Consider the following 25,876-nt stretch of genomic DNA (forward strand, 5'->3'; position numbering starts at 1 on the left):
CGAGTACGCCGACGAGTTTTCGGCCGTGACGAATGTCATGGCGCAGTCGTGACGGCCGTGTGCGGTGCACGGGCCGGCGCGCGGGCAGAGTCGGAGACATGGATGAGAACCAGGGACTGCTCGCGGTGGATGCCGCGGGCCTGCGCAAGAGCTTCGGCAGTGTCCGAGCGGTGGAGAGCGTCGATCTGCGGGTGCGCCCGGGCGAGATCGTCGCCTTCCTCGGCCCGAACGGCGCCGGCAAGACCACCACGATCGACATGCTGCTGGGGCTCTCCGACCCCGACGTCGGCGCTGTCCGCGTCTTCGGCGAGAGCCCTCGCGCGGCCATCTCGCACGGGCTCGTCTCCGCGGTGCTGCAGACCGGCGGGCTGCTGAAGGACATCACCGTCAGCGAGACGCTCGCGCTCACGGCGAGCCTGTTCGCCGACACCCGCCCGGTGGAGGAGGTCATGCAGCGCGCCGGCATCAGCGAGATCGCGAACCGGCGCGTCGGGATGTGCTCCGGCGGTCAGCAGCAGCGGCTGCGCTTCGCGATGGCGCTGCTGAGCGACCCGGGTCTGCTGATTCTCGACGAGCCCACCACCGGGATGGACGTCGAGGGCCGCCGCGCGTTCTGGAGCGCGATCCGCGCCGACGCCGCGCGCGGACGCACCGTGCTCTTCGCCACGCACTACCTCGACGAGGCCGACGAGTACGCCGACCGCATCGTGCTCATGAGCCGAGGCCGCATCGTCGCCGACGGCTCCACCGCCGAGATCAAGAATCTGGTCTCCGGCCGCATCGTGCGCGCCACCCTCCCGGGCGCCGACCCCGCGCGCCTGGCCGCACTCGCCGGCGTCGACGACGTCGAGTTCGCCGGCGACCGCATCAGCATCCACACGAAGGACTCGGATGCCGTCGCGCGCCACCTCCTCACCGAGACGGCGGCCCGCGACATCGAGATCACCTCACAGAACCTCGAGAGCGTCTTCCTCGCCCTCACCTCCGAAGGAGCCTCCGCATGAGCACCGCATCCTCCGCGCCGTCGGCGCTGTCCGCCGATCGCGTCACCCTCGACCGGCGCGTCCCGCCGCTCGGCGGCTTCAACCTCACCTACCTCGGCATCGAGCTCAAGCGCCGCCTGCGCAATCGCCGCACCCTCTTCTTCACCATCGCGTTCCCGGTCGTGATGTACGTCATCATCGGTCTGCGTCTGCGCGATGAGCAGCTGACGGCGACGCCCGTCGCCGACGGCGGCGTGTCGGTCGCGGCGTACATCATGGTGTCGATGGCGATGTACGGCGCCATGATGTCGGCCACGCAGACCGGCGCTGCCGTCGCCCTGGAACGCACGCAGGGCTGGAGCCGGCAGCTGCGCCTGACGCCCCTGAACCCCCTCGTCAACATCATCATCAAGATGATCGCGGGCATGGTGCTGGGCCTTCTCGCGGTCGTCGCCACATATGCAGCCGGCGCGATCAGCGGCATCCAGCTCAGCGTCGGTCAGTGGATCGGCACGGGGCTCGTCGGCTGGGTGCTCGCGAGCGCCGTGTTCACGACGCTCGGACTGTTCGTCGGCTACCTCATGCCGAGCGAGAACGCCGCGCAGGTGACGAGCCTCGTCGTCGTGTTCTTGTCGTTCCTCGGGGGCCTGTTCTACCCGCTCAGCAGCATGCCCGACTTCATGCAGACCATCGCGAAGTTCACCCCGGTCTACGGCATCGGCGAGCTCGCCCGCTCGCCGCTGACCGGCGAGAGCTTCGACGCGATGTGGCTGGTCAACGCGCTCGTCTGGCTCGTGCTGTTCGTCGCCGGCACGACGTGGGCGTTCCGGCGCGACACCAAGCGCGTCTGAGTCGGCGCGCCCTACAGTGAAGTCCGTGAGCGCGACACGAGACGATCTCGGCGGGACCGGGTGGGACATCCCCCCGGTCCCCGCCTCGTCGACGACACCCACGGCGCGCGAGCTGCTGACCGCCCGCGCCGCCCGAGGCTGGTACGTCGGCGGCTCGATCTCGCTCATCTGGCTGTTCATCGTGGCCACCGAGGCCGTCGCCGCCGCGGACACCGCGGTCTCGAGCGCGGTCGTGATCGCCCTGCTGGTGCTGTTCGCGGCATCGTTTCTGATGGCGATCCCTGTGTCGCGCCTTCTGCCGCCGCGGCTGCGACTGCTGCCGGCGGCCTGGCTGTTCCTCCTCTCCTTCACCCTCTTCCCGTGGATCGGGTGGGATGTCCGCGGTGTGTGGAGCTACGTGGGCGTTGCGATCGGCATGGCCGTCGTCCGCTTGCGCACCACCTGGACGCTGCTGCTCGTGCTGGGAGCGACGGCGCTCGTCACGGGCGTGATCTCGGACGGGTGGACGGAAGGCGTGCTGTTCCTGCCGGCTATCATCGTCTCGATCTCCGCGATGATGGCGGCGTTCGGCCGCAACATCGCCGCGATGAACGCCCTGCGCGCCACGCGGGATCAGATGGCGCAGATGGCCGTCGAGCGCGAACGCAGCCGCGTCGCGCGCGACCTTCACGACATCCTCGGTCACTCGCTCACCGTGATCACGGTGAAGACCGAGCTGGCAGGCCGACTGATCGACGTCGATGCCGCGCGGGCCAAGGCGGAAGTCGCCGAGGTCGAGGCCCTCGCGAGGGGCGCCTTGGCCGATGTGCGCGCGACGGTCGCCGGCTACCGCGGCATCACGGTGGCGGGCGAGCTGGCGGCCGCTCGGCAGGCGCTGGATGCCGCCGGCATCGCCGCTGAACTGCCCACCGCCACCGAGAACGTGCCCGCAGAGCGGCGTGAGCTGGCGGGCTGGATCGTCCGCGAGGGCGTGACCAACGTGATCCGCCACGCGCACGCGTCGCGCTGCCGCGTGCGCCTCAGCGGCCGCAGCGTGAGCATCGAGGACGACGGGGTGGGACCGGCGTCCGGCGCGGGTACGGCGGGCAGCGGACTGATCGGGTTGCGCGAACGGGTGGAGGCGGCCGGCGGGCGTCTGACGCTCGGCCGCAGCGAGTGGGGCGGATTCCTGTTGAAGGTCACGCTGTGATCCGCCTGCTCATCGCCGACGACCAGGCGCTCGTGCGCGGTGCTCTGTCGGCCCTGCTGGGTCTCGAGCCCGACATCGAGGTGGTCGCCGAGGTGGGTCGCGGCGACGAGGTCGTGGATGCCGCCGTGCGCACATCCGCCGACGTGGCGCTGCTCGACATCGAGATGCCGGGGATGGACGGGATCGCGGCGGCATCCGCGCTGCGCGATGCGCTGCCCACGTGCCGGACGCTCATCGTGACCACGTTCGGCCGTCCGGGCTACCTGACCCGCGCGATGCGGGCGGGCGCGGCCGGATTCGTCGTGAAGGACACGCCCGCTGCGCAGCTCGCCGACGCCGTCCGACGGGTGGCGCAGGGACTGCGGGTCGTCGATCCCGCCCTGGCCGCCGACTCGCTCGCGCAGGGCGAGTCGCCCCTGACCGGCCGCGAGACCGACGTGCTCGCGGTGGCCCGGACGGGCGGCTCGATCGCCGACATCGCGCAGATGCTGCACCTGAGCGAGGGCACGGTGCGCAACCACCTCTCCAGCGCGATCGGCAAGACCGGTGCCCGCAACCGCGCCGACGCCGTGCGGGTCGCCGACGAGAACGGCTGGCTCTAGCCGCGAAGAGAGCGGATCATCGCGCCGAGCAGCCGCAGCGCCTCGTCGCGGTCGCCGTCGTCGAGACCGTCCAACATGCGATCCTCCACCGATCGCACGGCCGTGCTGGCGGCGGACAGCGCCGTGCGGCCCCGATCGGTGATCGTCGCCGGGAGCACCTTGCCGGAGGCGGGGGTGTCGGGCCGCGAGATCTCACCATCACGCTCGAGCTTCTGCAGCAGCACGTTCATGGTCTGGCGGGTGACGAAGGTGCCACGGGCCAGATCCGAGTTCGACAGCCCGGGACGCTGTGCCAGCAGTTCGAGACACGCGTAATGGGTGACGCTCATCCCGAGCGGACGGAGAACGTCTTCCATCGCGCTCCTCAGAGCGCTCGCTGCCTCTTTGAGGCGATAGCCGACAGAGGTCGGTAGATCGACGACGGGCGTGCGTTGACTCATGTCAGTATCCTGACATACACTTGCGTGTCAGATAACTGACATACGAAAGGAACAACTCATGCCCGCCACCGGCCCCGACTTCATTTCCCTGCAGGTTCGCGACCTCGCCGCCTCCCAGGCGTTCTACGAGCAGTTCCTCGGGCTCACGCGCTCACCGGCAGGACCCCCGCACGCCGTCGTCTTCGCGACGACCCCCATCGCATTCGCCGTGCGGGACATCGTCGATGACGCCGTCCGCGAGGGCGCGACCCCGCCGGGAGCGGGCATCGCCCTCTGGCTGCACGCGACCGACGTGCAGCAGATCCACGACGCCTTGGTCGCCGCCGGCCACGAGATCGTCGCCGCTCCGATCGACGGCCCGTTCGGCCGCACCTTCACGTTCGTCGACCCGGACGGGTACCGGATCACGCTCCACGACCGCGCCTGACGGGCGGGCGAGCGAGCGAGCGAGCCCGACCGTATGGATGCCGGCGTCAGCGCAGGCCGAAGTGGTCGAGCTCGGCGTCGTCGAGCAACCGCGAGCGGATGAGGAAGCGCATGCCGGTCGGCCCCTCGACGCTGAAGCCCGCGCCGCGGCCCGGAACGACGTCGATCGTGAGGTGCGTGTACTTCCAGTACTCGAACTGCGATGCGGAGATGAAGACCTCGATCGGGTCGTCCAGCCCCACGTCGAGGTCGCCGAGTTTCACGTCCGACGGCCCGGTGAGGAACATCCCGACGGGGTAGCACATGGGTGCGCTGCCGTCACAGCATCCGCCGGACTGGTGGAACATGAGCTTGCCGTGCTGCGCCGTGAGCTGGCGCAGGAGGGATGCCGCGGCATCCGTCACCGCGACCCTGCTGAGTGTGGTGGTCATGACCGTCCCGTTCTCCGCCGACACACGACCTGCCGCCCGAAACGCACGGGCGTCTGGGGCGGCAGGTCGTGTCTCGCCGATGTGTCTCGACTCAGAAGAAGCCCATCGCGCCTTCGGCGTAGGACACGAGCAGGTTCTTGGTCTGCTGGTAGTGGTCGAGCATCTTGAGGTGGTTCTCGCGTCCGATGCCCGACTGCTTGTACCCGCCGAACGCGGCGTGCGCCGGGTACTGGTGGTACGTGTTCGTCCAGACACGACCCGCCTCGATGCCACGACCCGCGCGGTACATCGTGTCGGCCGACCGGCTCCACACGCCCGCACCCAGGCCGTACAGCGTGTCGTTCGCCGTGTGGATGGCGTCGTCGAAGCCGTCGAAGCTGGTCACCGAGACGACGGGACCGAAGATCTCCTCCTGGAAGATGCGCATCGAGTTCTGTCCCTCGAACACCGTCGGTGCCACGTAGTAGCCACCGCTGAGCTCGCCGCCGAGGTCCACCCGCTCCCCGCCGGCGAGCAGCTTCGCGCCCTCGGCCTTGCCGATCTCGATGTAGCTGAGGATCTTCTCGAGCTGGTCGTTGGAGGCCTGCGCACCGATCATGGTGGCGGGATCGAGGGGGTTTCCCTGGATGATCTTGCCGACGCGCTCGAGGCCGTCGCCGAGGAACTGGTCGTAGATCGAGCGCTGGATGAGCGCCCGCGACGGGCAGGTGCAGACCTCGCCCTGGTTGAGCGCGAAGAACGTGAAGCCCTCCAGCGCCTTGTCGTAGTAGGCGTCGCGGTCGCGGGCGACATCCTCGAAGAAGATGTTCGCGCTCTTGCCGCCGAGCTCCAGCGTCACCGGGATGAGGTTCTGCGACGCGTACTGCATGATCAGCCGACCGGTCGTGGTCTCTCCCGTGAACGCGACCTTGCGGATGCGCTTGTGCTGGGCGAGCGGCGCGCCCGCCTCGATACCGAACCCGTTGACGATGTTCACGACACCGGCCGGCAGCAGGTCACCGATGATGTCGAAGAGGAACAGGATGGATGCCGGGGTCTGCTCGGCCGGCTTGAGCACGACGCAGTTGCCGGCGGCGAGCGCGGGCGCGAGCTTCCATGTCGCCATCAGCAGCGGGAAGTTCCACGGGATGATCTGGCCGACGACGCCCAGCGGCTCGTGGAAGTGATACGCGACGGTGTCTTCGTCGATCTGGCTGAGCGTGCCCTCCTGGGCGCGCAGCACACCGGCGAAGTAGCGGAAGTGGTCGATCGCCAGCGGGATGTCGGCGGCGAGCGTCTCACGGACCGGCTTGCCGTTCTCCCACGTCTCGGCGACGGCGATCTTCTCGAGGTTCGCCTCGATGCGGTCGGCGATCTTGTTGAGGATGTTCGCGCGGTCGGCCGGGGTGGTCTTCTTCCACGACTCGAACGCCTTCCAGGCGACGTCGACGGCGCGGTCGATGTCTTCCGCGGTACCGCGGCCGACCTCGGTGAACGGCTTGCCCGTGACCGGGGTGATGTTCTCGAAGTACTGCCCCTTGATCGGTTCGACGAACTCGCCGCCGATGTAGTGGCCGTACCGCTGACGGTACTCGGCGATGGCCCCGCGCTGGCCGGGAGCAGCGTAGACGCTCGAGACGCCCTCTTCGACGATGGTCATGATGTCTCCTTCGACAGTGCATGGTCCGCGGCATCCCCGCCGCGTTCGGATGCGCCGACGGTACGCACCGCAACGTTGCATCGCGTTGCATGGGCGGCGGGAGCCGCGGCATCCGCGTGGCATCCGCCGCGAGACACACCTTGCAAGCCGAGAAACCAGTGCGCGGGGTGTTTCTCGGCGTGCGCGTGGTTTCTCGCGGGGGGCGGGGGGATGCCGGGGTCAGTCGTGGCCGAGGGCGGTGAGCCAGCGGCGGGAGGCGTCGCGCACGGCGGCGGCGTCGTCCGCGGGAAGGAGCGCGACCAGGCGGTGCTCGTTGGCGAGGTGTGCCGTGAACGCGCGGTCGATGAGCTCGACGCCCTCGGGGGTGAGGCGCACGAGGCGCCGGCGGCGATCGTCGTCAGCATCCGTGCGGACGACGAGGCCGCGCTCGATCAGGCGGTCGACCCGCTTCGTGAGTCCGCCGGTGGTGACCATCGTGTGGTCGGCCAGTTCACCCGCCGGCAGCTCGTACGGCGCACCGGCGCGGCGAAGCGATGCCAGGAGGTCGAACTCCGCCTCGCTCAGCCCGAACTGCGCGTAGACGGCGGTCAGCTCGGCCGTCAGTGCCGCGGCCAGGCGATGGACGCGGCCGATCACGCCCTGCGGAGAGGGATCGAGATCGGGGCGTTCGCGGCGCCACTGCTCCTGGACGAGGTCGACGTGATCCTGCACACCCTCGACATTACCTTCCGTGGAAGCTATATTCTCTTCCATGGAAGATAAAAGGCGTCGCTGGGTACTCGTGACGGCGATCGCCCCCGTCGCCTGGGGCAGCACGTACTTCGTGACGCGCCACCTGCTCCCGCCCGACGCGGCGCTGTGGGGCGCCGTCATCCGCTGCCTGCCGGCGGGTCTTCTCGTGCTGCTCGTCACACGGCGCCTGCCGCGCGGCGCCTGGTGGTGGCGCTCGTTCGTGCTCGGCGCTCTCACCGTCGGCGGCCTCAACGTCCTCGTCTACGTCGCGGCGCAGCGACTCGCCACGAGCCTGGCGGCGACGATCATGTCCACGTCTGCGGCGGCGCTGCTCCTGCTCAGCTGGATGATGCTCCGCCAGCGTCCGACTCTTCGGGCCGCCGGCGGTGCCGTCCTCGGCATCGTCGGCGTGATCGTCATGCTCCAGCCCGGCGGCGGGGATGCCGACGGGTGGGGCATCGCGGCATCCGTCGTGGCGATGCTGTCGTCATCGCTCGGCTTCGTGCTGACGAGGCGGTGGGGAGCCGACGTGCCACCCCTGACGATGACGGCATGGCAGCTCATCGCGGGGTCGCTCGTCGTGATGCCGGTCGCGATCGTCGTGGAGGGTGCACCGCCGGCGCTCGACGGACCGGCGCTGCTCGGTTTCGTGTACATCATCCTCGTGGCGACGGCGGTGGCCTACGCCGCCTGGTTCACCGGGCTCGCCCGCCTGCCCGGGGCCGTGGTCGGCGTGATCGGGCTGCTCAATCCCGTGACCGGTGTGCTCCTGGGCGTCGTCGTCGCGCACGAGCCGTTCGGTCCCGCGCAGCTGCTCGGACTCGTGCTCGTGGTCGTCGGCGTTCTCGCCGGCACCCTCCCACCGGCCGCCGCCACCGACGGACCGGCGCCTGCGCCCGCGGCGCCGCCGCTCGTCAGAGGTGAGCGTCGACGGCGCGCGTGAGCGCGTCGAAACGGGGATTGTCGGCCAGGTCGTCGAGCAGCACGGCGCGACCGTCGGGACCGGCCAGCGGGATCTGCCAATTCGGGTACTCCCGGTCGGTGCCGGGCTGGTTCTGCGCCCGGCGCTCGCCGACGGCATCCACGAGGGCGACGCCGATCAGCTGCGCGGGGGATGCCGTGATCAGCACGTTCAGCGCCTCGATGACCTCCGCCTCGCCGGGCTCGTCGCCGATCAGTCCGCGTTCGCGCAAGAGTGCCAGCATGCTCGAGCGTTCGGCATCCGCATCGGCGAGCTCCTCCTCGACCGGGCGGGTGAGCAGACCGAGGCGGGCACGGAGGGCGACGTGCTCGTCGGCGAGGTAGCCCGCGGTCGGCGGAAGATCGTGCGTGTTGACGGTGGCCAGCAGCGAGCGGCGGTACTGCTCCGGCGGCCGGAATCCGTCGCCCTCGCGCTCGAACCACAGCACCGAGGTGGCGAGCACCCCGCGCGCCGACAGGTAGTCGCGCACCCAAGGCTCGACGTTGCCGAGGTCTTCACCGATCAACACGGCACCCGCGCGGTGGGCTTCGAGCAGCAGCACGCCGATCATCGCCTCGTGGTCGTAGCGCACGTAGGTGCCGGCGGCGGGGCTGAGCCCCTCGGGAATCCACCACAGCCGGAACAGCCCGATGACGTGGTCGATGCGCAGCGCTCCGGCGTGCCGCAGGAGCGTGCGGATCATGTCGCGCAGGGGTGCGTATCCGGCCTCGGCGAGCGCGCGAGGCAGCCACGGCGGCTGGTTCCACGTCTGCCCCTGCTGGTTGTACATGTCGGGCGGAGCGCCCACGGCCATGCCGGTCGCGTACATGTCGCGCAGCGACCACGCGTCCGAGCCCTGCGGATGCACCCCGACCGCGAGGTCGTGCATGATGCCGATCGCCATTCCCGCCGCCCGCGCTGCGGCCTGGGCGTCGGCGACCTGCTGATCGGCGATCCACTGCAACCAGACGTGGAACGCGACCCGGTCCGCCAGCTTCGTCCGCAGCGCCGCCACCAGGGGTGAGCGGATGTCGTCGACGTCGGCCGGGCGCTCCCGGCCCGCGTAGTGCTCCTCCAGCGCGCACCACAGGGCGAAGTCCTGCAGCGGCTGGCCCTCGCGCGCGGCGAAGGCGTCGAGTTCGGCGCGCCGCGACGGCGAGAGCGGCACCGTGAAGATCGCGTCGAGCGCGAGCCGCTTGGCCGCCCAGACAGCATCGCGGTCGATGCGGTCGGCGTCGCCGTCGGTCGACGCGACCGGTGCGCGAGCCGCCTCGACGACGGCGCGCTCGGTGGGTGTGAGCGCGGCGACCTCGCGGATGTGTTCCGGGCGGACGTAGAGCGGTGCGAGGAAGCGGCGGGTCGCCGGGCGGTACGGCGACGGCTCGATGGGGCTCGTGACCTCGGCGGCGTGCACCGGGTTGATGAGCAGGAAGTCGGCGCCGCGGCGTCCGGCGATGGCGGCGAGGTCGCCCAGATCGGCGAAGTCGCCGAGGCCCCACGAGGCGCGCGAGCGCACCGAGTACAGCTGCGCCATGAGCCCCCACCCGCGGTCGCGGCCGCGCCGCGCGGGCGGATCGCCCAGGCGATCCGGGGTGATGACGAAGGGGATGGATGCCGCGCGGTCGGCCTCCGCCGCACCGAACGCGCGCTGCTCGGCACGCAGGGTGTGCCAGCCTAGCGGAAGGTCGGCGGGCACGGGCACCTCGACGCGCCAGCGGAGGATACCGTCGACGAGCCGCGCCGCGGGACGCTGCTCCGGAATCGTCAGCTCACGCGTCCCAGCGTGTTCGAGATCGACGGTCAGCGCGACGTCGTGCCCGTCGTCGACGTGCACCCACAGCACGCCGACCCCGGGGCGGGTGACCACCGACGCCGGCAGCAGGTCGCGCCACACGCGCTCCTCCTCCGCGACGAGGGCCGCGCTGATCGCGGCATCCGTCGAGGCGTCGACGCCCATCGCCGCCAGCACCGCCCGCAGAGTGGATGCCGGGACGTGCACCCGGTCACCGAAGAACGACCAGTACTCCGTCGCGATGCCGAAGGCGCTCGCGAGTCGCACGAGGTCGGGCGTGGGCGCGTCGTCGGTCATGTCGATCCTCCCTCAGCGCCACGCGGGCGTCTGCGCCCATCCTGGCACCCCACCCCGGCCCCTGTCGTCCAGACCCGGCGCCGGGCACCCGGCGCCGCTCAGCGCTCGAGCTTCTCCAACCGCGCGACGAGGCCGGCCCGCCGCGGCGAGCGCGCCGGCAGCATCTCGAGCGCGAGGCGCAGCACCTCGGCGTCGTCGGCGCCGTCGTCGGTGTCGGCGTAGGCGAGCAGCACGTCGACGGAGGCCTCCGTGAGCAGGGCCTCGCGCAGGGCGAGGCGCACCGACTCGCGGAACTCCTCCACGCCGGGCGCGACCGAGTCGGGCAGCACGCGCCCGCGGTAGGCCGCGAGCGCGACGCGGTGCGCACCGCGGCCGAGCAACGCGACCACCTGATGGGCGTCGGTGTGCAGCTCTGCCGTGAGGCGGTAGGGGCGGGATGCCGGCACCAGCTGCGGCGCCACCCGCTCCAGCACCTTGCGCAGGCGCACCAGCTCGGGTCGCAGCGTTCCCTCCGCGTCGTCCTCGCCGTACACGAGCTGTCCGAGCCGCTCGGCGGAAAGCCCCTCGCGGTGCACAGCGAGCATGAGAAGGATCTCGGCGTGCCGCGCCGACAGCTCGGTCACCGTGGCGCTGTCGGGTCCGGCGACATCGAGGAGCGCCCGGTCGCGTCCGAGCACGCGCAACATCGTCGTCGCGGTCGCCGTCGCCGCGGGCCGGCGCGCCCGCCGCGGCGCGGGAGGCTGGGCACGGGCGCGCAGCCGCCCCACGAGCAGCTCGGACTCGACGGCGCGGGCCGTCGCGTCGACGAGCAACTGCGCCTGCGGGGTGGCGGCATCGCTGTCGCCCGTGACGTCGATGACGCCGAGAACCCGGCGCGTCTCCGGATCGTAGACCGGTGCCGCCGTGCACGACCACGGTTGCACGAGGCGGTTGAAGTGCTCCGCCCCATGGATCTGCACCGAGCGCCCGAGGGCCAGGGCGGTGCCGGGAGCCGAGGTGCCCACCGCCTCCTCCGACCAGTTCGCGCCGGCGACGAAGCCCATGTCTCCGGTGAGGCTTCGCACCCGCCGGTCGCCTTCCACCCACAACAGCCGGCCGACGGCATCCCCCACGGCGACCACGACTCCCGAGTCGCTCTCGCCGCCCGGCAGCAGCAGGGCGCGGATCATGTCCATGGCTGCCGAGAGCGGATGCGCCTGCCGGTACGCCTCGAGCTCTTCGTCGCCGAGATCGAGTGGCGGGAGCCCTTCGGCACCCACGAGGTGCGCGAGCGAGCGGCGCCAGGAGTCCTGCACGAGCGGGCGGATCTGACCCAGGCGCGGATCTCCGATGTTGCCGCCGACCAGCTCTTCGTGCGCGCGCTCGATCAGCAGACGCGACGTCTCTGGCGAGACCTCGCGGCGCGATGACCACGGCGAGGGCACGGCAACTCCGTTCGACGGTGAGGAGGTGCCGTCAGTCTAGATCGCGAGCCGCCAAGATTGCCCCGAGCCGCCAAGATTCGACGCGCCGGAGCATGTCGGCTCGGCACGAACGTGGCGGCTCGGCGGGGGGAGAGAGGGGTCAGCGAGCGGACCACCAGGCGCGCAGGCGCTGCTCGGCGGCATCCGCGCCGATCGGGCCCTCGTCCAGGCGCACCTCGAGCAGGAAGCGATACGCCTCACCGACCTCGCGTCCGGGCGGGATGCCGAGGATCTCCTGGATCCGGTTGCCGTCGATCTCGGGGCGGATGGCGGCGAGCTCCTCCTGCGATGCGAGCTCGTCGATGCGCCACTCGATGTCGTCGTACGCGCGGCGCAGGCGCGTCGCCTTCTTCGCGTTTCGGGTGGTCACGTCGGCGCGGGTGAGGATGTGGAGCCGTTCGAGCTGGTCACCGGCATCCCGCACATAGCGCCGCACCGCCGAATCGGTCCAGGCGCCCTCGGCATAACCGAAGAAGCGCAGGTGCTGCTCGATGAGCTGCGTGACCGCGGCGATGGTGTCGCCGTCGAAGCGCAGCGCCTGCAGGCGCTTGCGGGCCAGGCGAGCGCCCTTGACGTCGTGGTGGTGGAAGCTCACCCCGCCGCCGGGCTCCAGGCGACGGGTCGCGGGCTTGCCGATGTCGTGCAGCAGGGCGGCCAGGCGCAGCGTGGTGTCGGGGGCGGCGCCGGGATGGCGCGCGTGCTCGAGCTCGATCGCCTGGCGCAGCACGGTGAGGGAGTGCTCGTAGACGTCTTTGTGATGGTGGTGCTCGTCCACCTCGAGGCGCAGCGCGGGTACCTCGGGCAGGATCTCGCCCATCAGTCCCGTCTCGACGAGGATGCGGATGCCGCGCACGGGATCGTCGGTGGCGAGGAGCTTCACGAGTTCGGCCTGCACACGCTCGGGGCTCACGATCGCGATCGTCGAGCGCAGGCGCTCCATGGCCTCGAGAGTGGCCGGCGCGACCTCGAACTCGAGCTGGCTCGCGAACCGGGCGGCGCGCAGCATGCGGAGGGGATCGTCGCCGAAGCTGACGTCGGGGTCGCCCGGAGTGCGCAGCGCGCCGGCGAGGAGATCTTCGACGCCGCCGGTCGGGTCGACCAGGGCGGGAACAGGCAGACGCAGCGCCATGGCGCCGACGGTGAAGTCGCGGCGGGCGAGATCGTCCTCGAGGCGGTCGCCGAACGCGACGGTGGGCTTGCGGGTGAGCCCGTCGTAGCTGTCGGCACGGTAGGTGGTGATCTCGACCTGCTCGGAGGTGCCGGACGGGCCGGGAATCTTCGCACCGATGGTGCCGAACGCCCGTCCGATGTCCCACGTCGCGGTCGCGAGGGGCTTGACGATCCGCAGGATGTCGTCGGGGCGGGCGTTGGTCGTGAGATCGAGATCGTGGGTCGGACGTCCCAGCAGCGCGTCGCGTACCGGACCGCCGACGATCGCCAGTTCGAACCCGGCCTGGGCGAAGGCGGCACCGAGGGTCGCCATGATCGGCGAGGTCGCGAGCGACCCGAGCCGGTCGAGGCCTTCGGCCATGTTGAGCATGGTTTCCAGCCTACCGGCGCACCCTCGTCGCCCCCGGGGTCACGCCAGGCGCAGCATCCCGATGAAGACGAGTTCGCGCACCCGCGGCAGCAGGTCGGCGCGCAGCGCGGCGGCATCCACCTCGAGCAGCTGCGCGATCGCGTCGGAGAGCTGACCGACCGTGAGCTCGCCGTCCGAGGCGCCGACGAGAGCGGCGAGGGCGGGGTCGACCTCGACGGTGCGCGCGAGACCACCGCCCTGTCGCAGTTCGATGACGCTCGGAGCTTCCGCGCCCGGCAGATGGTGACGCGCCTCGGTGACGTCGTCGGCCACGATCGGGCGTGCGGCGGCGAGCGCCGCGTCATCGAGCTGCTCGAGCGTGTCGAAGGCGGCGAGCGCCGCCCCCAGGTGCACGCCGAGGGCGCGATCGTCGGGCAACGGGTGCGTGACGCGCTCGTATCGGGCGAGCGCCGCGACGGCGGATGCCGGGCGCCGGAGCACCAGGTAGCCGAAACCGACCGCGTCGACCTCCCGTGCGGCGAAGTCGGCGAGCCACGCATCGACCAGCGCCGCGTAGCCGGGCGTCCCCGGTGCCGTGCCGCCGTCGCGAACCCACAGCTCGGCGTACGCCAGGGGGTCGAGACGTTCCCGCTCGATCACCCAGGCCTCCAGCGGCACCGGCGAGGCGGCGACCCATTCGCGGACGCGCTGCAGACCGTCCTTCCCCGCGCGGTACTCCCAGTTGCCCAGCAGCTGCGCGGTGCCGCCCGGCGCGAGCACCGCGCCGACCTCCGACACGAAGGCTGCGACGAGATCGTCGCCGGCGTACCCGGCATCGCGGTACTCGTACTCCGGCACGCCCGCGACGCGCGGGGTGATGACGAACGGCGGGTTCGAGACGACGCGATCGAACTGCTCGCCTGCGACGGGTTCGAAGAGGCTGCCGCGACGGGTGTCGACGCCCTCCACCTCGTTGAGCAGCGCGTTGATGCGGGTGAACACAAGGGCGCGCGGCGAGACGTCCGTCGCGACGATCGCCGTCTCGGCGTCCGTCGACGCTCCCGTAGGCGGGGCGGGCTGAGTGCGCAGGGCGAGGTGGGCGCGCAGGGCCTGGATGCCGCAGCCCGTGCCGACGTCGAGAACCCGCCGGGCGGGCGTGGTCAGCTGCAGCCCGGCGAGGGTGAGGGAGGCACCCCCGACGCCGAGGACGTGGCCCGTGGGCAGCGGCCCCCCGAGCGCGGCCTCGTCGAGGTCGCTGGCGATCCACCATTCGGCGTCGTCGGGAGGGCCCGCGACGTCCTGGGGACGCACGAGAACGGCGGGCACGACGACGTCCCCGTCGATCCGCGCGAAGCCGAGGTCGACCAGCCCCTGTGCTCCGAGCATCGGCAGGGCGCGCGCGACGGCAGCACGGTCGGTCGCCACCCCGAGGTACAGCAGGCGCGCGAGGGCGGCGAGCGCGTCACTGCGCAGTGCCAGGGCCGCCAGAGCCGGTCCGTGCAGCCCGTGGCCGACAGCGGTGTCGGCGACCGGGCCCCACAGCGATCTGACGGCGTCGGCGCGGTAGCCGGCGGCGGCGAGGTCGCGGCGCAAGGCGCTGATGAGCGCGGGGTCGGGGTTCACGGTGGGCTCCACAGCATCCCATCCTCACGCACGCCGGTGCGGGACGCCGCACTCGGCGAGGCGACGGATCGCGGCGATCGCGGCCGGTCACGGGCTGCCCACAGCACGAGGACCCTAGAATCACAGCTGATCGTGCGGTCAGGCATCGCACAGGAGCCGATTCCCGCTATGACTGTGTCTTTCCCCGCCGCCGCGCGCCGACCTCCCGACGGAGTGCGCGGCCGTCGTCGTCGCACGATCATCGGCGCGGCGCGGCGAGGGCTGCGAGCCGCCGTGCTGCTCGCAGCGTCGACCGGGATGGCGCTCGCGATCGTCGCCGCCCCCGCGCCGGCCCCCGCGGATGCCGCGACCGGTCCCCCGGAGCCCTCCGCAACTCCGAGCGCCACCGACGCCGCGGATGCCGCAAACCTGTCGGTCGTCGTCGCCCCGGCCGGCAACGGCGTGGTCAGCACGACGGTCGTCTCCGTCGCGGTCGCCGTCTCCAACACCGGCGACGCCCCGGCGGCGAGCGGAACGGTGACCATCGCGCTGAGCCGATCGCCGCTGGCCACCAGCGCCGAGGTGACGAGCTGGCTCGACGCCCAGACGGTCGCCGACTCGACCGTCGCCTCCGTACCGGTCACCGCCGTCGTCGCGCGCGGGACCGCGACGGCGACAGCGGCGGTCGATCTCGGCGCGCTGGGCGCGCTCGCCCCCGGGGTCTACCCGCTGAGCGCCGCGTACTCCTCCCCGACCACCGGCACACAGCCGCTCGTCGCGCACAGCGTGCTGACCGTGCCCGATGCCGCGTCCGCCGCGAGCGGTGTCGGCGTCGTCGTACCGATCACCGCTCCGCCGACCACCACCGGCCTGCTCAGCGCGGACGACCTGAAAGCGCTCACCGCCGACGACGGAGCCCTGCGCACGCAACTGAACGCCGTGACCGGTACGCCGGCGATCCTCGCCGTCGACCCTGCGATCCCCGCGGCCATCCGCGTCCTGGGCTCGTCCGCACCGGCATCGGCGCGGCAATGGCTCGCCGACCTGCTGGCTCTGCCCAACTCCCGCTTCGCTCTGCAGTTCGGTGATGCCGACCTCGCCACGCAGATCGCCGCCGGTCTTCCCGCGCCTCTGCGTGTCTCCAGCCTCGATCCCTTCATGTCGGCGCGGAACTTCACCTCCCCCGCCGTGGCCGCCGGCGCAAGCCCCGCAGCGACCCCCGCGCCCGACGGGCGCACGCTGCCCACCCTCGACCAACTGCTCGACATCGGCACGGCGCGCGCCAACGTTTTCTGGCCCGCGACGGGCTCGGCCACCGCGGGTGTCGTCGCCGCACTCCAGAGCGCGCGGGGCGCCTCCGGCTCGACCGAGCCCGCGGCGATCACGCTCGTGGGCACGAGTGCTCTCAGCGGTGCCGTCGGGGCACGAGCGGATGCCGCGGGCGCCGGCATCCTCGCCTACGACGACGGTGCCTCCCGCGCGCTGCGCACCGCCTCGCTCGCCTCCGACCCTGTACACCAGGGTGCCGGTCTCGCGGCCGCCTCCGCCTACGCGAGCGTCGCGACACGGGGTGCCGCCTCCTCCGCGCCGCTGCTCGTCGTCGTCGACCGGGCGACCGGACGGTCGGCGACCGGCCTGCGGGCCGCGATCGCCGCGGCATCCTCCCTGGCCGGGCGCACAGCCTGGGATCTGGATGCGCTGCTGGCGGCTTCGGCGACGGCGGTCTCCGTCACCGGAGGCGACGCGGCGGATCCGACGCGCGTCGATGCCCTCCGCGATCTGCTCGACCAGGAGAACCGCGTCGCCGCGTTCGCCACCGTGCTCGCCGATCCGACGCTTCTGACCGCGCCCGACCGGGCGGAGATCCTGCAGCTCCTGGGCAACGTGTGGCGTGCGGCACCCGATCAGTTCGCCAGTGCACTGTCTGACCATCGCGATGCGACGAGCACGACCCTGGGTTCCGTGGCGATCGTGCCCCCCAGCGACATCACGCTGCTGGCCTCGTCGGCGCCGCTCACCTTCTCGGTGCGCAACGACCTGCCGTGGCCGGTCACACTGATGCTGACCGCCGCCCCCAACGACCCGCGCCTGATCGTGCAGAAGACGGCGGACGTGTCCGTGGGCGCCGCCCAGAGCACACGCGTGCAGGTTCCCGTGCAGGCGCGCGTGGGCAGCGGCGAGTCGACTCTCGACCTGCAGCTGCGCAGCTCGGCCGGTGTGGAGATCGGAGCCCGGGTGCGCGTCGCGGTGTCGGTGCGCGCCGAGTGGGAGTCGGTCGGTATCACCGTCATGTCGGTGCTCATCGGCGCGATGCTCGTGCTCGGCATCGTTCGCACGGTGCGAAAGATGCGCCGCCGGCGCACCGCCACCGCCGCGACCGCCGCGCAGAACCCCCGAACAGAGGACGTCGATGGCTAATCTCGGTCGCGCGAGCGCCATCATCGGAGCGGGAACGCTGTTCTCCCGCGTCACCGGACTGGTGCGCTCGCTCGTGCTCGTCGCCGTGATCGGCTCCTACGGCAGCAAGGCGGCCGACGCCTTCAGCATCGCGGCGCAGCTTCCGACGAACGTGTACGAGCTGCTCGCCGCCGGTGTGATCACCGGCATTCTCGTCCCGCAGATCGTGAAGGCCGCCGCGCACAGCGACGGCGGCTCGCGGTACGTGTCGAAGCTGCTGACCCTCGGCAGTGTCGTGCTCGTCGCCGCGACCGCACTCATGATGGCGCTGGCGCCCGCGCTGATCTGGCTCTATACGGATGGATGGAACGCCACCCAGAAGGGTCTCGCCGTCGCCTTCGCATACTGGCTGCTTCCGCAGCTGCTGTTCTACGGGCTGTTCGCCCTCCTCGGCGAAGTTCTCAACGCGCGGAAGGTCTTCGGCCCTTACAGCTGGGCTCCGACCGTGAACAACCTGGTGTCGATCGCTGGATTCGGCGTGTTCCTCCTGGTCTTCGGGGGCCCCTTCACCGCCGTCGCGGACTGGGATGCCGGCATGATCGCGCTCCTCGGCGGAACCGCCACGCTGGGCATCGCGATGCAGACGTTCGTGCTCCTGCTGTTCTGGAAGCGCACGCGGCTGCACATCCGACCCGACTTCGGATGGCGCGGCATCGGCCTCCGACACGTCGGCACGCTCGCGTGGTGGACGTTCCTCGCCGTGGTCGTCGGACAGCTCGCGGGAATCGTGCAATCCCGCGTCGTCACACAGGCATCGGGCGAGGCGAGCGTCACCGTGATGGTCTACGCGTGGCTGATCTTCATGCTCCCGCACTCGATCGTCGCGATGTCGATCTCGACCACGTACTTCACACGGCTCGCCGAGGAGGTCGCCGCAGGGCGGCTCGATCGCGTCGCTCCCAACCTCGACGAGTCCATCCGCGCGATCGCGCTGTTCGGGTTCGGATTCACGGCCGCGATCGGCGCGGCATCCGTCCCACTCTCCCGCGTGTTCACGACCGACTCCGACGGTGCGGTCCCGATGGCGTGGGTGCTGTGCGGATACCTCATCGCGCTGGTGCCGTTCGGTGTGCTGCTGATCATCCGCCGGGCGTTCTTCGCCTTCCAGGACACCCGCACGCCGTTCGTCTTCTCCTTCGTGCAGGCCGCCCTCGCCGCCCTCGGCGCCGCAGTCGCGGCGGTCGCGGTCGCAGCGGGACTGCTGCCGTTGGCCTTCCTCGCCGCCACCGTCGCCTTCACGCAGTCGCTCTCGACGTACGTGCAGCTGCCGGTCGCGCTACGCCTGCTGCGCCGACACACCGACACGACCGCTCTGCGCACGACGTGGAGGGCGCTCGGCCGCTTCGCCGTCGCCGCCGTCCCCGCGTTCGGCGCGGGATGGGCCGTGTTCCTGCTCGTGGGTGGACCTGCGGGCTGGACCGTGTCCGACCGCCTGCTCGGGGCGATCGGCGGCGGCCTCGTGGGTGCGGCGTCGCTGGTCGTCTACATCGCCGCTCTGGCGCTGCTGCGCGCCCCCGAGCTCGCGATCGCGGGCCGACTCGTGCGACGCCTCACCGGCCGCTGACCGGCGGCGCGGAATGCCGCGCGGTTAGCATGGGTTGCACGCACTGGAGCCCGACAGGGGCTCGTGCGGAAAGGGAAGAGCACGTGCGACAGGTCATCATCATCGGTTCCGGCCCGGCCGGATTCACCGCCGCCATCTATGCGGCGCGGGCGAACCTCTCCCCCCTGCTGATCGCGAGCTCGGTCGAGGCCGGCGGCGAGCTGATGAACACCACCGAGGTGGAGAATTTCCCCGGGTTCCCCGAGGGCATCATGGGTCCTGACCTCATGGCGAAGATGCAGGAGCAGGCGGAGAAGTTCGGCACCGAGGTCGTCTACGACGATGTCGTGAAGCTCGAGCTGACCGGCGACGTCAAGAAGATCGTGCTCGGCAGCGGCGCCGAGCACGAGGCCGAGAGCGTCATCTTCGCGACGGGTTCCGCCCCGCGAAAGATCGGTATCGAGGGCGAGTCGCGCCTGTCCGGTCACGGGGTGTCGTACTGCGCAACCTGTGACGGCTTCTTCTTCCGCGAGCAGGCCATCGCCGTCGTCGGCGGCGGCGACTCCGCGATGGAGGAGGCGACCTTTCTCACCAAGTTCGCCTCGAAGGTGTACGTCATCCACCGTCGCTCGGAGCTGCGGGCCTCCAAGATCATGCAGGAGCGGGCCTTCGCGAACGAGAAGATCGAGTTCGTGTGGAACAGCGAGGTCGTCGACGTCCTCGGCGGCGATGCGGTCTCGGGACTGCTGCTGCGCGATACGGTCGACGGCACTGAGCGCGAACTGGCGGTGACCGGTGTCTTCGTCGCGATCGGCAACGACCCGCGCACCCATCTCGTGCACGACTCCCTGCGACTGACCGAGCACGGCACGATCTGGGTCGACGGTCGCTCCTCCCGCACGTCCGTGCCCGGGGTGTTCGCCGCCGGCGACGTCGTCGACCCGATCTATCGCCAGGCGGTCACCGCCGCCGGCAGCGGCACCGCCGCGGCCCTCGACGTCGAGCACTACCTCGCCGCCCGCGGCGATGCCGGAGCTCCCGAGGCGGATGCCGCCGAAATCGACGGCCTCGAGCAGGTCGCCTGACCGACGCCACGCGGGCCGGGTCGGGAACATCCCGGCATCCCCACGTGTTGGACACACCGGAGCCGAAAGAACCGCGGCTCACAACGAAGGAGACAGACATGACCGCCAAGGCCACGAGCGAGAGCACCTGGCAGCAGGACGTCATCGACGCTGAGGGACCCGTGCTGGTCGACTTCTGGGCCGCCTGGTGCGGTCCGTGCCGCATGGTCGGACCGATCCTCGACGAGATCCAGTCGGAGAACGGCGAGAAGATCACGGTCCTCAAGCTCAACGTCGACGAGAACCCCAACCTCGCCATGGAGTACCAGATCACCTCGATCCCCGCGATGAAGGTGTTCAACAAGGGCCAGGTCGAGAAGACGATCATCGGCGCCAAGCCGAAGTTCGCCCTCGAGCAGGACCTCGCCGCCTACCTCGGCTGAGCGATCCTCAGCGCGCGTCCGCCCAGGGCGGTACGCCACCTCTGAACCGCACCGTCGTCAGGATGCCTCGGCTCGCACCGACGCATCCCAGCGGCGGTGCGGTTCGCTTCCCAACAGGCGCCAGACCGCGCGCGTCAGCGGCGGGTACTGCAACGCGATCTGTCGCAGCACCCGGTAGTTGCGCGACGCCGTGGGCCTGTTGCCGCCGTCGGAGGCGATGTTCTCCGCCCGCAGCGTGAGCACGACGAGCTCGTCGACCGAGGGCAGGTCTTCCATGAAGTCCCACGGGTCTTCCCCCTCGCGGATGCGCTCCTCCACGAGCACCGACAACTCGTCGGCCGCCTCGGCGCGCAACAGCTCGAGGCTGGCACGGCGCGGGAGCGAGGGGTCGTCGGTCACCCCTCCAGCCTACGCGCCGCTTCCGACACCGTAGCCGTCCTCACCGAGTTCGCCGAGAATGCGGTTAAGATCCTGAACCGTAGCGAAATCGATGTTGATCTGGCCTTTTCGCGCCGTCAGCGTGATCTTCACCTTGGTGTTGAGACGGTCCCCGAGGCGCTCGGCGACGTCGTCGAGGTGCGCACGGCGGGCGCCCGCCTTCGGTGCGACCCGGCGTGAGCCGGCATCCGCGACACCCTTTGCAGCCGCTTCCGCGGCCCGCACGGAGAGATCCTCGTTGATGATCTTGTCGGCCAGTCGCTGCATGGCGTCGACATCGTCCAGGGACAGGATTGCGCGGGCGTGACCCGCGCTGATGACTCCCGCCGCGACCCGCTGCTGCACCGGCATGGGCAGCTTCAAGAGGCGGATCGTGTTGCTGATCTGGGGTCGCGATCGACCGATGCGCGTCGCCAGCTGCTCCTGCGTAATGCCGAAGTCCTCGAGCAGCTGGAGATATGCCGAGGCCTCTTCGAGGGGGTTCAGCTGCGAGCGATGCAGGTTCTCGAGGAGCGCGTCGCGCAGCAGGTCCTCGTCGGCGGTCTCGCGCACGATCGCGGGAATCGACGTGAGACCGGCTTCCCGGGAGGCGCGCGTGCGGCGCTCCCCCATGATCAGCTCATACTTGCCCTCGTCGTTGAGACGGACGACGACCGGCTGCAGCACCCCGAACTCACGGACGCTGTGGACCAGCTCGGCAAGATCATCGGGATCGAAGTTCGTGCGCGGCTGCCGCGGGTTGGGAACGATGTCATTCGGGTCGATCGTGATCAGTCGGGCTCCCGGCACCGCCACCAGTTCCGTGTCTCCACTGCCCGGTGCCGCGGCATCCGTGACGTCCGCGCCGGCATCGGCACGATCCGCGGACTCGACGGTCGCCGCGGCCACGGCAGACGAAGCCCCGGGGAAGAAGACGTCGACGGGACGGGCCTCCGCGCTGTCTCCGGTCGGGATCAGTGCGCCGATTCCGCGGCCGAGACCGGTACGTTTCGCCATCAGGAGTTCTCCTCGTTCGCGGGGGTGCGCTGAGCGCGTTGGACCAATTCGACCGCCGCTTCGCGATACGACACAGCGCCCGCCGACTGACCGTCATACGCAATGACGGTCTGCCCGAAGCTCGGTGCCTCCGAGACGCGCACCGAGCGTGGGATCACCGTTCGCAGCACCTCCTGCGGAAAATGCTGGCGCACCTCGTCGGCCACCTGCTGAGCAAGACGCGTGCGGCCGTCGTACATCGTGAGAAGGATCGTCGACAGATGCAGACGCGGGTTCAGGTGCTTCTGGATCATGCGGACGCTGCCCAGGAGCTGGCTCAGACCCTCGAGCGCGTAGTACTCGCACTGGATGGGGATCAGCAGTTCGCTCGCCGCCGTGAAGGCGTTGATCGTGAGAAGCCCCAGAGACGGGGGACAGTCGATGAGGACGATGTCCACACGTTCGGAGGTCGTCGAGAGGAAGTCATCGAGCGCCGTACGGAGGCGGTGTTCACGCGCCACCTGCGACACGAGTTCGATCTCTGCGCCGGCGAGATGAATGGTGCTGGGTGCGCAGAGGAGATTGGGGGACTCCGGGCTCACCTGGATGATGTCAGCGAGGGGGAACTCGTCGATGAGCACGTCGTAGACGCTGGGGACATCCGCGGAATGCGGCACACCCAGTGCGGTGGATGCGTTTCCCTGGGGATCGAGATCGATCACCAGCACACGCGCGCCGAGCGACGCCAGAGCGGCCGCGAGGTTCACGGTGGTCGTGGTCTTTCCCACGCCGCCCTTCTGGTTCGACACGGTGAAGACGCGGGTGTCGCCCGTGAACGTCACATCGACGGCATCCAGCGCCTTGCGGCGGGACGTCAGGTCGGCCAACTCCCGAGCGATCGGGCTGTCATCGATGGAGAAGGGTGCGGGTGCGGTCGCATTCTCCGATTCCGGCACCATCAACTCCTGTCTTCGCGGGACTTCTCTACTGTAGTCGAGGCGTCCGACGTGAACCGACGTCGAACCCGTTCCTCCCCGCCGTTTCACGTGAAACCATGAGACGCGTCTCGAGATCCAGTTGCTCCGTTTCGACTCGCTCCGCTCGCTCAACGACCGGTAGTTACGGCTGCCGCACTACGCGCACCGCGACCGACGTCCGCCGCGCGGCGTCGTAGCGCTCCTCCCAGCGTTCCACGTGAAACCACGCGCGGCCTTCCGACAGCTGAGCGCTCGGTTTCGACTAGCCACGCCCACTCAACGACTGATCGTTGTGACACCCGGTCATTGAGTGAGGTGCGTAGCACCGAGTCGAAACGCCACAGGTGACGTTTCACGTGAAACGGTGAGCGCCATCCAGACAGCGAACGCACCACCCAGATCATCACCGGGGATGCTTCACGTGAAACAAGCGGGCTTTGCGCGCGGGCAACGACCGACGATTGCGGCGCAGGTCGTTGGCTACGGGCGCGCCACCCAGTCGGTACGTCACGACTGCCATCCACGTGGAGCGAGCCGGCGGGTCGAGGAAATTGAACACTGCGTTTCGACTCGTCGCGCACTCAACGGCCCATCCTTGTGAGGACCGCGTCACCTCTGGTCGTTAGTCACCCAGCGTGGAGGCGGACAGACAACGAGGGTGTTTCACGTGAAACGGCCACAAGCCCGCACGCAGACCACGGTGGATGCTCCGCGACGGACTCGAGGAATCAGGCGCCGCGTGTCGCGCGGAGAACACGCGTCGGCTCGTCGATGACACCTTCGCCGACTGTCTCGACACGCACATCCGTGAGCTTGTAGCGACGGATCGCCTTCTCCGCAGCAGTGATCTCATTCTCTGCGTTGGCGCCCTTGAGCAGCACCAGTTCCCCGCCCGGGCGCAGCAGGGGAGCGGTCACCGGGATCAGAGTGCGCAAGGCGCTCACGGCACGTGCGGTGACGGCATCCAGAACCGGACCACCGGTCCACTCTTCGCCGCGTGCGCGTACCACCTCGACGTTGTCGAGACCGAGGTCAGCCGTCTGCTCCTCGAGCCACGCGACGCGGCGCTCCATCGGCTCGATGAGGACCCACTGCACATCCGGCCTGGCGATGGCGAGCACGAGCCCCGGAAGGCCGGCGCCGGATCCGACGTCCGCCACGCGCCCGCCGGTGGGGAAGAGCGGGGCCGCGATGGCGGAGTTGAGAATATGCCGGTTCCACAACCGAGGAGGTTCGAGTGGGCCGATAAGGCCGCGCTCCTCCCCGTGCGCGCCAAGAGCGGCGGTGAACCGGCGCGCAAGCGGCAAGCGGTCTCCGAAGATGACGAGCGCCGAGGCCGGCTCCGACTCCATCGCAACTGTTTCACGTGAAACATCGTCCATGGGCGTCAGGCGCGACGAATCACCGTGTGACGATCGGCGCCATCGCCGTACGACTCCGAGATCAAGCCGCGGTCGGCGACGATGTCGTGCACGAGCTTGCGTTCGTAACTCGTCATCGCGGGAAGCGACGCCTGCGACGCGCCCTCATCCAGTCGGGCGATCGCGCGATCGACGAGCTTCTCCAACTGACGCTGACGCGCGTCGCGGGATCCGCCGACGTCGAGGATCAGGCGCGAGAAGCGGCCGGTCTTCGTCTGCACGGCGATGCGCACGAGCTCCTGCAGTGCCTGTACCGTGTCGGGCTCCGAAAGCAGCCGAAGGCTCTCGGCATCGTCGTTCTCGACCGACACGTAGGCGCGGCCCCCGCGAACGTCCAGAGCAAGGTCGCCATCGATATCGGCGATGTCGAGGAGCACCTCGAGATAGTCGGCCGCGATGTCACCTTCCTGCTCGAGCTGCTCGGTGGTCGCAACGGGACGCTCGGTCGCGTCGCTCTCGGAAATCGTGCTCATGAGGGTCCTCGGAGAATCGTCGATCCGGTCAGGAATCGGTGGTGGGCTTGTTCTTCGGCGCCTGCGACTGCTTCTTCGCGCGCTGCTTGCTCACCGGCTGCTGACGCTTGGGAGCTGCGGCCTTCGCCTTCTGCGCCTCTTCGTAGAGACGCTGCTGCTCGGCCTGGTACTTCTCCAACGGCACGATCTTCCCCTGAGCATCGATCGCCTTGCCCTTGCGCGCGAGCCGCTCTTCGCGCGCCTTGGCCGCCTCGGAGCCGGGCGTCGGCAGGTTTCGGATCACGAGGAACTGCTGAACCATGGTCCAGATGTTCGACGTGAACCAGTACAGGACCACGCCGAGGGGGAAGAAGATGCCGGAGAAGATGAAGGCCAACGGCAGGATGTAGAGCATGATGCGCTGCATCTGGTAGGCCTGGCCGGTCTTGGCCTCGGGGGAGAGGTTCTTCGAGATGATCTGCAGCTGAGTGATGAACTGCGAGGCGATCATCAGCACCACGAGCACGATCAGGATCGCGACGGTGGCTTCCCAGCCGTCCGGCTTCTGATTGATGGCTTCGACGAGGCTGGTGTGCAGGGGGGCGACGCCGAACAGCTTCGCCTCGTAGAACTGCCAGGTGAGGTCCTTGCTCAGCAGGCCCACACCGCCCACACCCCACTCGGCGTGCTTCTTCACATCGCTGAGCGTGTAGAACATGCCGAGCAGGATCGGCATCTGCACCAGCAGCGGCAGACAGCTCGAGACCGGCGTCGTGCCGTGCTTCTTGTACAGAGCCATCGTCTCGCGGCTCATCGCCTCGCGGGAGAGCTGATCCTTCTTGCCTCGGTACTTCTCCTGAACTTTTCGCAGTTCAGGGGCGATTTCCATCATCTTGCGCTGACTCTTGATCTGACGCACGAAGAGAGGGATGAGGGCGCTGCGGACGACGATCACGAGGCCCATGATCGAGAGCACCCACGTGAGTCCGGCGTCGGCCTGGAGGCCGAGCGAGGTGAAGATCCAGTGCCAGAACACCAGGATCGCCTCGACGATCCACTTGAACGGCCACATGATGGTGCTGAAGAAGTCGAGGCTCGACGACGGCGCCGGCGTGGTCGGCGTCGGCACGACGGGGGTCGGTGTCGCCGCGGCGGCGGCGTACAGAAGATCCAGCACGG

24 protein-coding genes are annotated in these 25,876 nt (G+C 70.0%); 10 read left to right on the top strand and 14 right to left on the bottom strand.

All coding sequences use genetic code 11. The features are described 5' to 3' along the window. Positions 1–98: 98 nt before the first annotated feature. Genes CEP17_RS10120 through CEP17_RS10135 form a run of 4 tightly spaced genes read left to right on the top strand, consistent with a single transcriptional unit; the run spans position 99 to position 3,625 of the window. The gene (locus CEP17_RS10120; RefSeq protein ID WP_036319530.1) at positions 99–1,004 is read left to right on the top strand and encodes an ABC transporter ATP-binding protein; all 906 of its coding nucleotides are present in this window, start codon (positions 99–101) and stop codon (positions 1,002–1,004) included. Beyond that, a complete protein-coding gene (locus CEP17_RS10125; protein WP_016463852.1) occupies positions 1,001–1,834 on the top strand; it encodes an ABC transporter permease in 834 nt (277 codons plus the stop codon). Before CEP17_RS10120 ends, CEP17_RS10125 begins: the two co-directional genes overlap by 4 nt. Before the next feature lie 25 nt (positions 1,835–1,859). Further along, positions 1,860–3,023, top strand: a complete 1,164-nt coding sequence (locus tag CEP17_RS10130) for a sensor histidine kinase (protein ID WP_239498500.1) — start codon at positions 1,860–1,862, stop codon at positions 3,021–3,023. Next, positions 3,020–3,625, top strand: a complete 606-nt coding sequence (locus tag CEP17_RS10135) for a response regulator transcription factor (RefSeq protein WP_112932149.1) — start codon at positions 3,020–3,022, stop codon at positions 3,623–3,625. Before CEP17_RS10130 ends, CEP17_RS10135 begins: the two co-directional genes overlap by 4 nt. Here CEP17_RS10135 and CEP17_RS10140 read toward each other — a convergent pair. Next, a complete protein-coding gene (locus CEP17_RS10140) occupies positions 3,622–4,065 on the bottom strand; it encodes a MarR family transcriptional regulator (protein WP_036319527.1) in 444 nt (147 codons plus the stop codon). The two genes, CEP17_RS10135 and CEP17_RS10140, sit on opposite strands and share 4 nt — an antisense overlap. 58 nt (positions 4,066–4,123) lie before the next feature. Here CEP17_RS10140 and CEP17_RS10145 point away from each other — a divergent pair, with 58 nt between their 5' ends. Beyond that, positions 4,124–4,492, top strand: a complete 369-nt coding sequence (locus tag CEP17_RS10145; RefSeq protein ID WP_036319525.1) for a VOC family protein — start codon at positions 4,124–4,126, stop codon at positions 4,490–4,492. 46 nt (positions 4,493–4,538) lie between these two features. Here CEP17_RS10145 and CEP17_RS10150 read toward each other — a convergent pair whose 3' ends face one another. The 3 genes from CEP17_RS10150 to CEP17_RS10160 form a co-directional block, all read right to left on the bottom strand. Next, a complete protein-coding gene (locus CEP17_RS10150) occupies positions 4,539–4,922 on the bottom strand; it encodes a DUF779 domain-containing protein (protein WP_112932944.1) in 384 nt (127 codons plus the stop codon). Positions 4,923–5,013: 91 nt separating this feature from the next. Then, the gene (locus tag CEP17_RS10155; RefSeq protein WP_112932150.1) at positions 5,014–6,561 is read right to left on the bottom strand and encodes an aldehyde dehydrogenase family protein; all 1,548 of its coding nucleotides are present in this window, start codon (positions 6,559–6,561) and stop codon (positions 5,014–5,016) included. Positions 6,562–6,780: 219 nt separating this feature from the next. Then, positions 6,781–7,272 carry a MarR family transcriptional regulator gene (locus tag CEP17_RS10160; RefSeq protein WP_112932151.1) on the bottom strand — a complete coding sequence of 164 codons (492 nt, stop codon included), beginning with the start codon at positions 7,270–7,272 and terminating at the stop codon, positions 6,781–6,783. A gap of 40 nt (positions 7,273–7,312) precedes the next feature. Here CEP17_RS10160 and CEP17_RS10165 point away from each other — a divergent pair, with 40 nt between their 5' ends. Continuing rightward, positions 7,313–8,236, top strand: coding sequence for a DMT family transporter (locus CEP17_RS10165; RefSeq protein ID WP_239498501.1), 924 nt, complete (start codon positions 7,313–7,315; stop codon positions 8,234–8,236). Here CEP17_RS10165 and malQ read toward each other — a convergent pair. The 4 genes from malQ to CEP17_RS10185 form a co-directional block, all read right to left on the bottom strand. Then, a complete protein-coding gene (gene malQ / locus CEP17_RS10170) occupies positions 8,208–10,343 on the bottom strand; it encodes a 4-alpha-glucanotransferase (protein ID WP_112932153.1) in 2,136 nt (711 codons plus the stop codon). The two genes, CEP17_RS10165 and malQ, sit on opposite strands and share 29 nt — an antisense overlap. Positions 10,344–10,441: 98 nt before the next feature. Beyond that, positions 10,442–11,767 carry a GAF domain-containing protein gene (locus tag CEP17_RS10175; protein ID WP_036319520.1) on the bottom strand — a complete coding sequence of 442 codons (1,326 nt, stop codon included), beginning with the start codon at positions 11,765–11,767 and terminating at the stop codon, positions 10,442–10,444. A 139-nt stretch (positions 11,768–11,906) separates the two neighbouring features. Then, positions 11,907–13,346 (bottom strand): CCA tRNA nucleotidyltransferase, encoded by a 1,440-nt coding sequence (locus CEP17_RS10180; protein ID WP_112932154.1) that lies wholly within the window; start codon positions 13,344–13,346, stop codon positions 11,907–11,909. A 39-nt stretch (positions 13,347–13,385) separates the two neighbouring features. Continuing rightward, positions 13,386–14,960, bottom strand: a complete 1,575-nt coding sequence (locus CEP17_RS10185; protein ID WP_112932155.1) for a methyltransferase — start codon at positions 14,958–14,960, stop codon at positions 13,386–13,388. 156 nt (positions 14,961–15,116) lie between these two features. Between CEP17_RS10185 and CEP17_RS10190 the strand changes: the two genes are divergently transcribed. From CEP17_RS10190 to trxA, 4 genes are all read left to right on the top strand, one after another. After that, the gene (locus CEP17_RS10190) at positions 15,117–17,345 is read left to right on the top strand and encodes a DUF6049 family protein (RefSeq protein WP_112932156.1); all 2,229 of its coding nucleotides are present in this window, start codon (positions 15,117–15,119) and stop codon (positions 17,343–17,345) included. Then, on the top strand, positions 17,338–18,948 hold the full coding sequence (locus CEP17_RS10195) for a lipid II flippase MurJ (RefSeq protein WP_112932157.1): 1,611 nt from the start codon (positions 17,338–17,340) through the stop codon (positions 18,946–18,948). The genes CEP17_RS10190 and CEP17_RS10195 overlap by 8 nt, the downstream gene beginning before the upstream one ends. Positions 18,949–19,031: 83 nt before the next feature. Beyond that, positions 19,032–20,012, top strand: a complete 981-nt coding sequence (gene trxB / locus CEP17_RS10200; protein WP_112932158.1) for a thioredoxin-disulfide reductase — start codon at positions 19,032–19,034, stop codon at positions 20,010–20,012. 98 nt (positions 20,013–20,110) lie between these two features. Beyond that, complete coding sequence (gene trxA, locus CEP17_RS10205; RefSeq protein WP_005054661.1) at positions 20,111–20,434, top strand: thioredoxin; 324 nt, start codon at positions 20,111–20,113, stop codon at positions 20,432–20,434. Between the two features lie 57 nt (positions 20,435–20,491). Here the strand turns inward: trxA and CEP17_RS10210 are convergent, their stop codons facing one another. From CEP17_RS10210 to yidC, 6 genes are all read right to left on the bottom strand, one after another. Further along, a complete protein-coding gene (locus CEP17_RS10210) occupies positions 20,492–20,833 on the bottom strand; it encodes a tryptophan synthase subunit alpha (RefSeq protein ID WP_112932159.1) in 342 nt (113 codons plus the stop codon). 9 nt (positions 20,834–20,842) lie between these two features. Continuing rightward, positions 20,843–21,868, bottom strand: a complete 1,026-nt coding sequence (locus CEP17_RS10215) for a ParB/RepB/Spo0J family partition protein (protein ID WP_112932160.1) — start codon at positions 21,866–21,868, stop codon at positions 20,843–20,845. Next, a complete protein-coding gene (locus CEP17_RS10220) occupies positions 21,868–22,803 on the bottom strand; it encodes a ParA family protein (RefSeq protein WP_036319591.1) in 936 nt (311 codons plus the stop codon). The genes CEP17_RS10215 and CEP17_RS10220 overlap by 1 nt, the downstream gene beginning before the upstream one ends. Before the next feature lie 749 nt (positions 22,804–23,552). Next, positions 23,553–24,206, bottom strand: a complete 654-nt coding sequence (gene rsmG / locus CEP17_RS10225; protein ID WP_112932161.1) for a 16S rRNA (guanine(527)-N(7))-methyltransferase RsmG — start codon at positions 24,204–24,206, stop codon at positions 23,553–23,555. Positions 24,207–24,211: 5 nt separating this feature from the next. Then, complete coding sequence (locus tag CEP17_RS10230; protein ID WP_036319512.1) at positions 24,212–24,718, bottom strand: R3H domain-containing nucleic acid-binding protein; 507 nt, start codon at positions 24,716–24,718, stop codon at positions 24,212–24,214. Positions 24,719–24,746: 28 nt separating this feature from the next. Further along, positions 24,747–25,874, bottom strand: coding sequence for a membrane protein insertase YidC (yidC, locus tag CEP17_RS10235; RefSeq protein ID WP_082013772.1), 1,128 nt, complete (start codon positions 25,872–25,874; stop codon positions 24,747–24,749). Between the last annotated feature and the right edge of the window lie 2 nt (positions 25,875–25,876).

The sequence above is a fragment of the Microbacterium sp. PM5 genome, assembly GCF_003293595.1.
Taxonomy (GTDB): domain Bacteria; phylum Actinomycetota; class Actinomycetes; order Actinomycetales; family Microbacteriaceae; genus Microbacterium.

What these genes read in the sequence shown, in the direction of transcription:
- CEP17_RS10230 (WP_036319512.1), bottom strand. Translation starts at nt 24,718, where the DNA reads ATGAGCACGATTTCCGAGAGCGACGCGACCGAGCGTCCCGTTGCGACC.
- trxA (WP_005054661.1), top strand. Translation starts at nt 20,111, where the DNA reads ATGACCGCCAAGGCCACGAGCGAGAGCACCTGGCAGCAGGACGTCATC.
- CEP17_RS10180 (WP_112932154.1), bottom strand. Translation starts at nt 13,346, where the DNA reads ATGCTCAACATGGCCGAAGGCCTCGACCGGCTCGGGTCGCTCGCGACC.
- CEP17_RS10190 (WP_112932156.1), top strand. Translation starts at nt 15,117, where the DNA reads ATGACTGTGTCTTTCCCCGCCGCCGCGCGCCGACCTCCCGACGGAGTG.
- CEP17_RS10150 (WP_112932944.1), bottom strand. Translation starts at nt 4,922, where the DNA reads ATGACCACCACACTCAGCAGGGTCGCGGTGACGGATGCCGCGGCATCC.
- CEP17_RS10195 (WP_112932157.1), top strand. Translation starts at nt 17,338, where the DNA reads ATGGCTAATCTCGGTCGCGCGAGCGCCATCATCGGAGCGGGAACGCTG.
- CEP17_RS10125 (WP_016463852.1), top strand. Translation starts at nt 1,001, where the DNA reads ATGAGCACCGCATCCTCCGCGCCGTCGGCGCTGTCCGCCGATCGCGTC.
- CEP17_RS10145 (WP_036319525.1), top strand. Translation starts at nt 4,124, where the DNA reads ATGCCCGCCACCGGCCCCGACTTCATTTCCCTGCAGGTTCGCGACCTC.
- CEP17_RS10215 (WP_112932160.1), bottom strand. Translation starts at nt 21,868, where the DNA reads ATGGCGAAACGTACCGGTCTCGGCCGCGGAATCGGCGCACTGATCCCG.
- CEP17_RS10140 (WP_036319527.1), bottom strand. Translation starts at nt 4,065, where the DNA reads ATGAGTCAACGCACGCCCGTCGTCGATCTACCGACCTCTGTCGGCTAT.
- CEP17_RS10165 (WP_239498501.1), top strand. Translation starts at nt 7,313, where the DNA reads ATGGAAGATAAAAGGCGTCGCTGGGTACTCGTGACGGCGATCGCCCCC.
- malQ (WP_112932153.1), bottom strand. Translation starts at nt 10,343, where the DNA reads ATGACCGACGACGCGCCCACGCCCGACCTCGTGCGACTCGCGAGCGCC.
- CEP17_RS10155 (WP_112932150.1), bottom strand. Translation starts at nt 6,561, where the DNA reads ATGACCATCGTCGAAGAGGGCGTCTCGAGCGTCTACGCTGCTCCCGGC.
- CEP17_RS10120 (WP_036319530.1), top strand. Translation starts at nt 99, where the DNA reads ATGGATGAGAACCAGGGACTGCTCGCGGTGGATGCCGCGGGCCTGCGC.
- rsmG (WP_112932161.1), bottom strand. Translation starts at nt 24,206, where the DNA reads ATGGACGATGTTTCACGTGAAACAGTTGCGATGGAGTCGGAGCCGGCC.